Source organism: Sporocytophaga myxococcoides (genome assembly GCF_000775915.1).
Taxonomy (GTDB): Bacteria; Bacteroidota; Bacteroidia; order Cytophagales; family Cytophagaceae; genus Sporocytophaga; species Sporocytophaga myxococcoides_A.
Genome location: NZ_BBLT01000004.1, coordinates 536,298 through 547,552, shown reverse-complemented (window position 1 = coordinate 547,552; position 11,255 = coordinate 536,298). Strand labels below are relative to the sequence as shown.

Here is an 11,255-nt window from a genome sequence, read left to right as displayed (position 1 = left end):
ATGTTATTGAACTAATGCTTATATCAGTGTGGTTATAGAATCATCATTAAAAAAAACACTCCCTTATGTCGAAACTAAAAAACCTGCTTATTCTGATGTTATTGGTATGCTCTATGGTACCGCAAGCTCAAAGCAAAGGTAAGAACAAGAAAATGCCGGAGAATATATCTGCAGAAAAAGAGCAATTGGTTTTAAACGGATGGGGGGTAAGAAAGAAGTTTTACATAGATCTTTTTGAAGGTGGCCTTTATCTGAAGGAGAGAAGCAAGGATGCAAATAAAATCATTCAGGCTGATGAGCCGATGAGTATCAGAATACATGTCATCTCAGACCTCATTACCGGCAAAAGACTCGAGGAGAACATGCGTTCAGAATTTGACCGTGTTACAAATGGTGATTGGGGAACTCATAAAGCAAACATTGAAACAGTTATGCATGCTTTTAAAGAAGATATCAATAAAGGAGATGTGTTTGACCTGGTATACCTTCCTGGTTCAGGTTTAACGATCTTTAAAAACAATAAAGAACAGGCTCTTGTCAAAAGTCTGGATTTTAAAAAACTTTTGTATTCGATTTGGCTAGGTGATGATCCTCAGGATGCAAAACTTAAAAAAGGTATGATGGGCTAATAAGTTAAAAGTTTTAAGTAGTAAGTTTTAAGTATATTAAAGGTGGTAGAAAGCAGGGGAGACTCTGCTTTTTTTGTTTATCTTTATTTAAATTTTTGATACCGCACATTTAGGTTTGTATACAATGAATTTTGTCAGTATCTATAATCGAATTTTGATTTTCTTATGAACAAATATTTTCTTATAATTTTATTTTTAGTACCATTCATTGCTTTTGGCCAGAATGACGATAAGATATTCGATTTTACTAAAGGAACAGATTCATTACAAAACCTACTGTTATCAAACATAAAAATGCCCATTTTTAAGTCAGATTTGGCAGACTTTATGAGAGGGAATATTAAATATCCAAAATCAGGCATCAAAAAGGGCATTGAAGGGACAGTATATGTTTAATTTGTTATTGGCACAACTGGTGAAGTGACAGACCTGAACATCATAAGAGGCTTGGGTAATGGTTTTGATGAAGAGGTATTGCGGGTAATGAAATTAATGCCAGAGTGGGAACCAGGGTATTTGGATGGTAAGCCCATTAAAATTCGAAAAATTTTGCCGATAAAATTTTCTTTACCTGACTGAAAGTTATATAACTCTTGATTGAGGATTTTAAATAGAACGCGAATGAAATATATACTTCTTTTCTTGTTTAAGTTATCATTAGAGTTGTCATTTGCTCAAACTGATGGCGAAAATTTTATTGTAAATAATAAAGAAGAGAAGAGTTGTCCCAATGGAAAACAAAAGAAAAAGCCAGCCACATTTAAAGGAAAGCTGAAGACTTATCTTAAACAAAATCTTCAGTACCCGGAAGAGGCATTGATAAAAAGACTTGAAGATACCGTATGGGTTACCTTTGATATTGATGTTTACGGTAATATTAAAGATCCTCGTATCGATAAAGCCGGACAAATATTTTTTGACGAGGAAGCATTGCGGGTTATAAAACTAATGCCAGCCTGGAGTCCTGCCACCATTAATGGAGAGGCCGTTTCAGAATGTCAGATAATACCAATAATATTCAAACTTCCCGAAAAAGGACATTCTGAAAAATGATATTATCTATTATCTTATCTTATCTTTTGTAATTTTCTATTAAGCCTCTTATAGTAGCCAGTTTTATCAATTCAGTAGTATTTTGCACACTGCTCTTTTCAATCATATTTTTTCTGTGTGTAGAGACTGTGTGAACACTTAGGTTTAGAATTTCACCTATCTTTTTGCTTGTCTTTCCTTCTGCCAGTAATGAAATGATTTCAAGTTCTCTCTTTGAAAACCTGTAGGAAGCGCCTGTGGAGCTGAAGCTGCTGGAAAATATTTTCTTTAATAAACCTGTTTCTGATTTTTTATAAACTATAAACTCATTTACTTCATCTTTTTTAAATAATGAGATATCAGATATTGAAAGCACAGAATTGATAGGCTGGCCTTTGGTGTTCACTTTAAATGGTCTCATTTCAAATAAGGTCCAGATATGATTGCCATCGCTTCTTCTCATTTTTAATGTAAAGCCGAATTTAAGTTCAGTGACTTTTTTTTTCTGTGAATACAAATGATAATACTTAAAAAGCAGGGGAAGGATTTCATTGTCGAAAAGTTCTCTCTGTGCAGGATGCAACAGTGAAAGAATAAATTGGATATTTCCTTGCAGGAATTTTTTATGATCAAATCCTAAAAGTGATTTGGTGTTGGAACTAAAAAAATCATAACCACAACTGACATGATTGTATATTCCCGTTATTGTGGCGGAATTTACATTGAATAAATCCGGTATACTTAGGTCTTTATGGTTACCCTTGGTTTTACCTTCAGGATAATTATAGAATTTTCTGGTAATGTCTATCAATTTTCTATTAATAGAATCGGAAACTGTTTTTTTTTCCATATGCTTTCTGAAATTGAAAAATATTATACTATCGTATTAGTGATCTAAAAACTGAACTAACTAGTTGTTGAAGTATGATTTAATTTGTCCTTAAATAATGCTTCATTTAAGAGGACTTAAAGTTATATATATTAATGTAACTTTCTAGTATTCTATTCTTTAAAGGAAAATTTTTTGTAATCTAAAATTAAATTATAATTCTGTTACCACTCTCCTTATGGTACTTGAAGAAAAAAACTGATGTTAAGATGCAAACCATTAGTAATGTAATTGTTATAATACTAATTTGTCTGCAAAAGGTAAACGTCTGAAATATAAAATATTATTGGCTTTTTGAGACAATTATATTAGGATAAATTTTTAAAATACATAGATGAAATGAATATTTCTTTGGATATAAATATTAAAACTTGAAACTGTCCATATCTTAAAATCGTAAAAATACACTATGAAAAAGATAGTCTTAAAAACATTAGTCTGGCTCAGATCCAGTTTGGGTTTTAGGCAGAAAAAAGCAAACATTGACATGATTATAGAAGAAAACATGGCAATGATGAAAGAAATAAGAGCTAAGAGAATAAGCTTTTATAGGCATTATAAAAAAGCTGAATCTTATTTATGATTTAGCTGGTGAAGTGTAATAAATAACCTGCAGGTTTTTTTTAAGATCTTATTATTTAACATATAATTTTTTGCAGAAATAGCTTTTTTCTGCTGTTTGTTTTATTGCCTGAAGCGCCAGTCAATGTCTGGGAGGTTTCTAAGCATATTTTAAAGAATTTTTCTTCTTACTAAATCCTATTTTGGGCCAGGTTCTGATTAAGTTGTTCTTGAATATTGCTTTTAAAATGCCATTTTTTTTTAAGTATGAGTATCCTTGAGTATAGAAATGGTTGGGATTTTTATAAATGATGAGAGAGCTTTTTCTGATAATAACAATCATTAAAAAGCTTAGTATATTTAAACATGAACTCTCTGGAAACGATTTTACTCAGTATATCCATTCTTATCATTATTAGTACAATTGTCGCTAAAGTTTCAAAAAAAAATTGGAATGCCTGTACTATTGATTTTTATAGGCACAGGTATGCTTGCAGGTTCTGAAGGGCTTGGTGGATTGAGTTTTGATAATGCATCGGTTGCACAGAATGTTGGAATTATATCATTAATATTTATACTTTTTTCTGGAGGGTTGGATACCAACTGGTCCAAAACAAAACCTGTATTGTGGTCGTCTCTCAGCCTTTCTACACTTGGAGTTTTAATTACAACATGTTCTGTAGGAGCATTTGTACATTTTCTTTTTAATCTGCAATGGGCTCAGGCGTTTTTGTTAGGTGTGGTTGTATTGTCAACAGATGCGGCTGCTGTATTTTCTATATTAAGCTTAAGTAATTGTAATCTGAAAGGCAAGGTGAAACCTTCACTGGAAGTTGAATCGGGGACGAATGACCCAATGGCGATATTCCTTACTATAAGTCTTATATCATTTATTACAAACAGTAGTACTTCCTATATAGAGTTTTTTGAGTTGTTTATTCTCCAGATGGGACTTGGTTTTCTCATTGGTTTTTCGGCAGGAAGGTTAATGGTGGCAATTATAAATAATATCAGGTTTCCTATTGAGGGGGTTTACATTGTTTTTGTATTGGCGTTTTCAGTATTAATATATTCTTTTACCGCAAAAGCAGAGGGGAGCGGATTCCTGGCTGTATATGTAGCCGGAGTGGTGGTTAACAATTACGAAGTGGTGCACAAGAGGGCCATATATAGATTTTTTGATGGCCTTGCCTGGTTATCTCAAACAGGAATGTTTATCACCCTTGGGTTGCTTGTATTTCCAAGTAAACTGGTGCCGGTTATGTTTACCGGAATCCTAGTATCTGTTTTTCTCATAGTACTAGCAAGGCCATTAAGTGTATTTATATCACTGGCAATGTCTGAATTTAATTTTCGTGAAAAGCTATTGATTTCCTGGGTTGGTCTGCGAGGAGCTGTTCCCGTCATCCTTGCAACGTTTCCTCTTTTGGCAGGTATAAAAGAAGCTGGCTGGATATTTAATTTGGTGTTCTTTATAGTGTTATCATCAGCTATTGTACAAGGGGGGGCATATCTCCTATAGCTAAATGGCTGAAACTTGATGAACCATCAAAAGCGAAAATAAAATCGCCTGTTGAGTTCAGTTATCCGCAGGATAGCTCTATGAAACTTATTAACCTTCGTGTTCCTGAAAATCATAGCAGTATTAATAAATCTCTGGTTCAGATTCCTCAATTGAAAGGGAACCTGATTGTAACCATTACATGAGACAGTAATTACTTCGTTCCCAGCGGAGGTACAGTGCTGGAGTCAGGGGATATAATTCAGGTTTTGGTAGCAAAAGAGAATGTACGCGAATTGAAAGATTATTTCTCGTGATCTGAAGAGAAAGAACCCGAAGTTCCTGATGAATCATAATACTTCGGGCCTTAAAAGATTTTACCTATCGGTTAAAAACTATTTCATTAACCATTCGGAGAGAGACTTTATGTCTGTACAGGGGATTGTAAGTGTAATATAATCCTGTGTGAGAATTGTGATAGAGATCACGCCTTGAGCAATGGCACCGGTTTTTACTTTAGTTCTGCCAACCAGTCTGCCAATAAATTTTAGCCCAAGTTTTTTGTACGATTCACTTTTCTCGTCTAAAACAGCAACTACTGTTTTATTGTTGAGTTCGGCTGAAATTTTTTCGAAATCCATCTCTAAGGTTTGATTTATATTTGATTAAAATATAATTATATTAAAGGGATTCTATGATCTTGCTTCAATATAACTATTAAAATTCAAATTCAAAAACCATTCCCCTTTTTTTATATGTTTATTAAGATTTCATTAAATTTATCTATGATACCTTATATTGTTGGAGCCACTGAAGCGCTTTGGTCTTGTCAGTAAAGAGTTTTGCAGGTACTTTATGTGCTTTGAATTTTATGAAAAAATTTCCAAAAATTTCCTGAGCCTTACTTTTAATGATAAATGCTCCTGCTGTAAGATAACATGTTCCTTTGTCTGAGTTCAAAAGCTGCATAGCATCTTTGGTAATATATTTTACTTTGCGGACATCGTTAAGTAATGGATAGTAATGGTTCCCGCAAATATTTATCCTTTTATTTATAGCAAGCTCAGCAAATTCGTAGGTTATAATCATTTCTTTTTTTGTCTCACAGCAAATTATGCCATCAATGATTTTTATATATATATACTCATCTTCATATTGACTTTCCTGACTTTCCATTTTTACGTTTTTCACTAACGACATTAAATTTAATCTAGCTAACGATTTATTGCACAAAAAATTTTATTGTGTTGTTAAAATATAGAAGGGATTAAAATTATTAAAGGTATGAAGCGGTTGGGTTTATTCATTATTTCTTTGTTGATGATTTTTATGCTTTCTTGTTCTTCGGGAACTTATGTTGGCAGAACATATACTAATGGCTATGGATATGATTATTATCCGTATTCTTATTATAATTATGACCCGTATTGGAATGATTATGGTTCTTATTATCCTTATTCAGACCCCTATTATCAAAACTACAACAACTATGGGTATGGTTGGAATTATTACCCTTATAATTATAGATACTATCATAACTATGACCGCAGTATTAACGAAATGTGGTGAAATTAGCGGAGTATAGAAATATATCCGTGAATAACGTTCCCTATACTTCCCTTAATAGTATAATAATATTGTCCCACAGGCAAATCTTGCCCATCAGTAGTTTTTCCATTCCATGTAAAATTATCTGTGTCTGAATAATGATTTTCAAATAAAATGTGGCCTTGAATATCTGCTATTATAATTTTATTTTCTTTTGAAATTACTGGCGCAGTCCAGGTCTCATCTCTCAATGGGTAAAGAATTATTTCTTTAAAGCAATTTTTCTCTGGTATAATCAATTGTTTCCTTGAAATACATCCTTGTGAATCTTTTATTAAAAGTTGAGCAGGCCCGAACCCTAAATCTTCAAATACCGGAAATTCCTGATAGTTTGCTCCGCCATTAAGTGAAAACTGATAACCTGGTTTTCCTCCTTTTACCGAAGCAAGGTCAATTGTAATTTTTCCTGAACCTTTCTGGTCTTTACAAACAGGTTCTATATGAATAAAAGCGTCTATCGCATCTGCTTTGCAAGGAACAGGACTACTTTGGATTGTATATTTTTCCTGTACATGCTCAGTCATTTGTTCTATGGCCAGATTGATGGAATTTAACTGAGTTATTGTTTCGGGAAGTGGCATGATAGAATCTGATATACTTTGTAATTCCGATGTTGCCGGAAGAGGTATTTGGGATTCAATATATGGTGGTTTCTGAGTTGTAATTTCTGAAATTAAAGGTTGAGGAGTAGCTGCTATACTTTCGGGCACTTTAGCATTTAAAGATATAGGTGATTCTTCTGAAACTGGTTTTGTATGGTCAGTATATTCAGCTTTTAATTCGTTAGCTTTCGGTGATATTGTAAAATAGGCAATAACTGAAATCAATATGATAGCAGTCGCAGTACCTCCATAAAGTTTGTAACGACTTGCAGTTCTTTGTTTCAAAGAAATTCGTTTTAAATCTTTTCTGAGACCTGTAAGGTTCAATTCTACGATTGCTTCATTCGCAAGCTGTTGCAATTGCACTTCTTCAGCAAGACTTTCGTGCTTTTCCATCATAACCTTGAATTCTGAAAGCTCCTGTCTGGAAAGCTCCCCATTAAGGTATTCATCTATCTTTTCAAAACTGGCTCTCAGCTTGCTCATGATTCATTAATTCTTTTACCAAAGGGTTTTTTTTCAGCAAGCTGATAAGCTGCTGTTTGCACTTGTAGTTTCTGGTTTTGGCTCCGTTTTCAGTCGAAAAACCCATCTTTTCACAAATTTCTTTCATAGACATTTTATGATAGATGGTGTAAGAAAGAAGTTCTTTGCATCTATCGCCAAGCTGCTCAAGTACCGAAGTTAAAAGTTGAGCCCTTTCTTCGGTTATCATCAGGTCAAGTGTATCGGTCTCTGAATAATTTAATGCTGTAGATTCCTCTTTATATACCTTTTCTTTTATCTTTCTTCTCTTTGCTTCATTAATCCATAGGTTCCGTGCAACAGAGTATATAAATGCACCAACTTCATAGCTGGAATCAAAGCGGTTTAGTTTTACTTGCCTGTAAAGTATGACAATGGCTTCCTGGAAAATATCTTCTGCATCTTCATAATTTCCTGAATTTTCAATAATTAATTTTTTTATCCTTGGGAAATAGGTCTTGTACAGATAAGATAACATTTGTGAATTATCCTTTCCTGCAATAGATTCAAGAATGTAGGTATTGCTGTAAGCCACTGATCCGGATTTTATCAACCTTCCTACAAGTTAAGGAATTAATTGTAACCCCTTTGTCGAGTTTTTTTATTAAAGTTTTGGATCAATTTTTTGAATATGTAACAAATTTTCATAAAGTTTGACTAGTTTTAAAGTGCCCTGGAAAGCACCAGCTAAATGAGGATTTATCTAATACTTTTAATTTTATCTTTTGGGTCTTTAAATTCCATTGCACAGCAGACTGAGAACAGGTTTCTTCCTGTTCAGTTATATCAGTTTTCTGAGTTTTATTCTTTAATAAATCCTGCACGGAGCTCTGAAAATTTTAAATTTGACATCAATGTTGGTCATAGGGGAAGTGCTGCTGAAGGAATCACTAACCATATCAATTATTTTAATGGTCAGGTTAAATTTTACCAGAAATATGACCGCTTTCATAAAGTAGGCCTAAGTTTTACCGGGCTTGCAGAAGGGCAATATTTTAAGAAAAATCAGGTGATGGTGAGTTATGCCTGGAAGATGCCAGTCGGAAAGAAAAATTACCTTTCAGTAGGGTTGTCATTAGGGGCATTTAATTATTCGATTGGTGCAACGCAGCTTACGGCAGGTGCAAACTCCATGACAAGTACAGGAAATGCAGGAGTATTATTTTATAATGATCATTTTTTTTGCGGGGTTTCAGTAAATCAGTTAAATAACGGAAGGGTAGTGCCATACACCGAGGTGACAAGGCTTGCTCGACATTATAATGTAATATGTGGCAGGATTTTCCATTTGAATCAGCATATTTCTTTAAAATCTGCCTTGCTGATTCGGTATGTAAACAACCCGAAATTTGACAGCGAAAAGCCTTTCCCTCAGATATATTTTGGTACGATCCTCGGGGGATTATTCTCTGCAGGAGCAGTTTATCAATACAGAAATGGTATGGCCCTGACCGCGGGACTGGAAGGGATTTATCTGAATGACAATAAATTAAATTTCTTCTTTTCTTATCAGGTATATAGCAGCCGTACCAGACTTAATCTCCGTTCGTATGAGATCGGAATAGGCTTTTACATAAAAGAGAAAAGAAGTCCGGTGAAGTTGGAAGATGATGACTCAGAATAAAGGGTTACAATCAAAGGTCTTGACTGTAGTATTAAATACGCAGAAGAATGATAAAAGAATGAGTAAAAGATTCTTCAAAATATTGTTTTATCTATTAGTGTTTGTGGCAACACCCGGACACAGCCAGGTTCCCTGGACTGTGCAGCCCTCCTCTGTAGTCAACACTATTTTTCTGAATATAAATCGTTCTATGTTTGAAGAAGATACTTTATTTCTAGGGGCCTTTTTTGGCAGTGCTACCGGAAATGCTAAATGCGGCGGATATGCCAGAATACCTGGTGATTCTATTCTTCGAACTTTTGGTAAAGACGCCTACGAGGACGGCTTTATGCAAGGCGAGCAATATCAGTTTAGGGTTTATAATCCTAAAAGAGGTTGCTATATGTTAGTGAGCTTTCAGGATTCATATACATTCGGAAATTCTTTTTATCTGGATGATTCTTTACTATCGGTAGCTCCTGCTAAGATTTTTTATCCTCAAACAGTCAGTTGCAGGAGCAAACAGGATTTAATCCCTGTAAGTAATAATAATTTATATACCTGGTTTTCATCTACTCCCTATGGTTTGGCAATGGATTCTGTCACTGGAACTATCAATACCAGAAATAGCAAACCTGGTATATATGAAGTAAATATAACTACAGAAAGCTGTCTTGTGAATGACAAATTTGCCATTACCATAACCAATGGGAATGAGATTTTTTACTCAAAAGATACTACTTTCTGTGGGCCTGTACAGATAGGTACATATCTGTATGCAAAGAGCTATTACTGGAATACGGGTGATTCAGTGCCATTTATAAATGTAACTAAGTCTGGTGATTTTATTTTGGAAATTGAGGATACAAGCGGATGTTTTTTAAAAGACACTATTTCAATTAATGTTATAAATTCAAATTCCAATCTACTTGGTGAAGATACTGTTGTTTGTTCAGGTTCTTTTACCCTAAATGCACCCGAGGGGTATACATATGAATGGAATACAAAATCAAAAGAGAGATCTATTGTAGTCAATAATTCCGGCGCATACTGGGTTACGGCTGAAAAACAAGGTTGCTTTTTTGAAGATTCAATTTATATCAAATTAAAAGAGCCGGTTCAATTTGATCTGGGCGGAGATACCATACTCCTATGCAGATCACCGTTTATTCTGAATGGTCCTCCAGGTTATTTATATCAATGGAATACAGGTGAAACATCAGAATCAATTCAGGTAGATAAATCTGGCAGATATTCCCTTCATCTGATAGATGAGGATGGTTGTAACAGCAATGACAGTATTAACGTCGATTTTTCCAAAGCAACAGATGGCCCTGAGATAAACCTTGGGTCTGATACCATAATTTGCGCCTTATCTTCATTTACAATCAATGCAGGAAAATCAGGTGTTGAGTATACCTGGAACACGGGTGAAACAGGGGATTTTATTGAGGTGCAGTCCAGCGGATTGTATACTGTAAGTGTTAAAGGCCAGAACGGATGCTTAACCTTTGATAGTATTGCTGTGGAGTTTAGGGATGGTTTTGCTGCAGGAAATATCTCTGTTGACATCAATAATCCACCTTGCAGTGAAGAGATAACTCTTAAAGTTATTCCTGTTTCACTACACGGAACTTACCCTTATACATACGAACTGATAAAAGATGGATTGATAGTAAGTAATAGCTCGGACGGAATATTTAATAATATTCATGAAGGCATCTATCATTATGAAATCAGAGATGCCCAAGGTTGTAAAGCCTTAAAGACGAATGATATTATTTCAGTTAAAAAAAATGAACCTTGTCCTGAAAAAGTGCTTGCATTTACAGGAGCGTATCAACCTTCTTATTTTATCGGATTTCCAGGTACAACAAAAATTTATGATATGAGCGGAATTCTTATTAAAACCATTTTGACTCCTGCGGAATGGGACGGGACGGGAAATAACGGGGAAATCGTACCTATGGGAGATTATATTATTGTATCTGGTGAAAATCAAAGAATTATAGTTACTGTAATAAAATAAAAATTATTTTCGATGAGAGGGGTTACATTATAGGTGCCAGTTTGTAGAATAATCAAATTTGCCCTGATTCAAATCGGCGAACTTATTTTTTATACAATCACAATGGTGAATTTTTTATTGTATAAGCGTCTTATATTTTGAATTGGCGGATTAAGTGTTTTGTAAATTTTTAAATTTTTTTGGTTGAAAGAAGCAGGTAGTAAAAACTACCTGCTTTTTTTATAAACAATATTCCTGGGAAATTGTTTAGCTAACTCATTTTTAATCACCAAGCTA

At 34.2% G+C, this 11,255-nt stretch carries 14 protein-coding genes and 1 pseudogene; 10 read left to right on the top strand and 5 right to left on the bottom strand.

Annotation, left to right across the window (positions count from 1 at the left end):
* Window positions 1-65: 65 nt before the first annotated feature.
* The 4 genes from MYP_RS12505 (at window position 66) to MYP_RS12495 (ending at window position 1,682) form a co-directional block, all read left to right on the top strand.
* A complete protein-coding gene (locus MYP_RS12505) occupies window positions 66-629 on the top strand; it encodes a chalcone isomerase family protein (RefSeq protein ID WP_045463719.1) in 564 nt (187 codons plus the stop codon).
* 165 nt (window positions 630-794) lie between these two features.
* Entirely contained in the window at window positions 795-1,025 is a 231-nt protein-coding gene (locus MYP_RS25035; protein ID WP_052430148.1) for a hypothetical protein, read from the top strand.
* A 6-nt stretch (window positions 1,026-1,031) separates the two neighbouring features.
* Entirely contained in the window at window positions 1,032-1,208 is a 177-nt protein-coding gene (locus MYP_RS26925; RefSeq protein WP_081990502.1) for an energy transducer TonB, read from the top strand.
* 42 nt (window positions 1,209-1,250) lie between these two features.
* On the top strand, window positions 1,251-1,682 hold the full coding sequence (locus MYP_RS12495) for an energy transducer TonB (protein ID WP_052430147.1): 432 nt from the start codon (window positions 1,251-1,253) through the stop codon (window positions 1,680-1,682).
* Window positions 1,683-1,701: 19 nt separating this feature from the next.
* On the opposite strand, the gene MYP_RS12490 is transcribed toward MYP_RS12495, so the two are convergent.
* Entirely contained in the window at window positions 1,702-2,511 is an 810-nt protein-coding gene (locus MYP_RS12490; RefSeq protein ID WP_045463717.1) for a response regulator transcription factor, read from the bottom strand.
* 448 nt (window positions 2,512-2,959) lie between these two features.
* Here MYP_RS12490 and MYP_RS26085 point away from each other — a divergent pair, with 448 nt between their 5' ends.
* The 3 genes and pseudogenes from MYP_RS26085 to MYP_RS26920 all read left to right on the top strand — a co-directional run.
* The gene (locus MYP_RS26085; protein ID WP_156140549.1) at window positions 2,960-3,133 is read left to right on the top strand and encodes a hypothetical protein; all 174 of its coding nucleotides are present in this window, start codon (window positions 2,960-2,962) and stop codon (window positions 3,131-3,133) included.
* Between the two features lie 432 nt (window positions 3,134-3,565).
* Entirely contained in the window at window positions 3,566-4,633 is a 1,068-nt protein-coding gene (locus MYP_RS12480) for a potassium/proton antiporter (RefSeq protein WP_231570038.1), read from the top strand.
* Between the two features lie 206 nt (window positions 4,634-4,839).
* Window positions 4,840-4,929 (top strand): annotated as a pseudogene (locus tag MYP_RS26920) (hypothetical protein); the annotation flags it as partial.
* Window positions 4,930-5,007: 78 nt separating this feature from the next.
* Here MYP_RS26920 and MYP_RS12475 read toward each other — a convergent pair.
* Both MYP_RS12475 and MYP_RS12470 read right to left on the bottom strand, forming a co-directional pair.
* The gene (locus tag MYP_RS12475; protein ID WP_045463710.1) at window positions 5,008-5,253 is read right to left on the bottom strand and encodes a hypothetical protein; all 246 of its coding nucleotides are present in this window, start codon (window positions 5,251-5,253) and stop codon (window positions 5,008-5,010) included.
* A gap of 142 nt (window positions 5,254-5,395) precedes the next feature.
* Window positions 5,396-5,812, bottom strand: a complete 417-nt coding sequence (locus tag MYP_RS12470) for a DUF7793 family protein (RefSeq protein ID WP_156140547.1) — start codon at window positions 5,810-5,812, stop codon at window positions 5,396-5,398.
* A gap of 84 nt (window positions 5,813-5,896) precedes the next feature.
* Between MYP_RS12470 and MYP_RS12465 the strand changes: the two genes are divergently transcribed.
* Window positions 5,897-6,181 carry a hypothetical protein gene (locus tag MYP_RS12465; protein WP_156140545.1) on the top strand — a complete coding sequence of 95 codons (285 nt, stop codon included), beginning with the start codon at window positions 5,897-5,899 and terminating at the stop codon, window positions 6,179-6,181.
* Between the two features lie 2 nt (window positions 6,182-6,183).
* On the opposite strand, the gene MYP_RS12460 is transcribed toward MYP_RS12465, so the two are convergent.
* Window positions 6,184-7,308, bottom strand: a complete 1,125-nt coding sequence (locus MYP_RS12460; RefSeq protein WP_045463700.1) for a hypothetical protein — start codon at window positions 7,306-7,308, stop codon at window positions 6,184-6,186.
* Window positions 7,283-7,882, bottom strand: a complete 600-nt coding sequence (locus MYP_RS12455) for an RNA polymerase sigma factor (RefSeq protein ID WP_156140544.1) — start codon at window positions 7,880-7,882, stop codon at window positions 7,283-7,285. The genes MYP_RS12460 and MYP_RS12455 overlap by 26 nt, the downstream gene beginning before the upstream one ends.
* A 156-nt stretch (window positions 7,883-8,038) precedes the next feature.
* On the opposite strand from MYP_RS12455, the gene MYP_RS12450 reads away from it, so the two are divergent.
* Together MYP_RS12450 and MYP_RS12445 are read left to right on the top strand one after the other, a co-directional pair.
* Window positions 8,039-8,971 carry a type IX secretion system membrane protein PorP/SprF gene (locus tag MYP_RS12450; protein WP_045463695.1) on the top strand — a complete coding sequence of 311 codons (933 nt, stop codon included), beginning with the start codon at window positions 8,039-8,041 and terminating at the stop codon, window positions 8,969-8,971.
* 58 nt (window positions 8,972-9,029) lie between these two features.
* Window positions 9,030-10,979, top strand: a complete 1,950-nt coding sequence (locus MYP_RS12445; protein ID WP_156140542.1) for a hypothetical protein — start codon at window positions 9,030-9,032, stop codon at window positions 10,977-10,979.
* Window positions 10,980-11,255 lie beyond the last annotated feature (276 nt).

Coding starts and splice junctions, on each gene's coding strand:
- MYP_RS12505 (WP_045463719.1), top strand. CDS start 66: ATGTCGAAACTAAAAAACCTGCTTATTCTGATGTTATTGGTATGCTCT.
- MYP_RS25035 (WP_052430148.1), top strand. CDS start 795: ATGAACAAATATTTTCTTATAATTTTATTTTTAGTACCATTCATTGCT.
- MYP_RS12495 (WP_052430147.1), top strand. CDS start 1,251: ATGAAATATATACTTCTTTTCTTGTTTAAGTTATCATTAGAGTTGTCA.
- MYP_RS12490 (WP_045463717.1), bottom strand. CDS start 2,511: ATGGAAAAAAAAACAGTTTCCGATTCTATTAATAGAAAATTGATAGAC.
- MYP_RS26085 (WP_156140549.1), top strand. CDS start 2,960: ATGAAAAAGATAGTCTTAAAAACATTAGTCTGGCTCAGATCCAGTTTG.
- MYP_RS12480 (WP_231570038.1), top strand. CDS start 3,566: ATGCCTGTACTATTGATTTTTATAGGCACAGGTATGCTTGCAGGTTCT.
- MYP_RS12475 (WP_045463710.1), bottom strand. CDS start 5,253: ATGGATTTCGAAAAAATTTCAGCCGAACTCAACAATAAAACAGTAGTT.
- MYP_RS12470 (WP_156140547.1), bottom strand. CDS start 5,812: ATGTCGTTAGTGAAAAACGTAAAAATGGAAAGTCAGGAAAGTCAATAT.
- MYP_RS12465 (WP_156140545.1), top strand. CDS start 5,897: ATGAAGCGGTTGGGTTTATTCATTATTTCTTTGTTGATGATTTTTATG.
- MYP_RS12460 (WP_045463700.1), bottom strand. CDS start 7,308: ATGAGCAAGCTGAGAGCCAGTTTTGAAAAGATAGATGAATACCTTAAT.
- MYP_RS12450 (WP_045463695.1), top strand. CDS start 8,039: ATGAGGATTTATCTAATACTTTTAATTTTATCTTTTGGGTCTTTAAAT.
- MYP_RS12445 (WP_156140542.1), top strand. CDS start 9,030: ATGAGTAAAAGATTCTTCAAAATATTGTTTTATCTATTAGTGTTTGTG.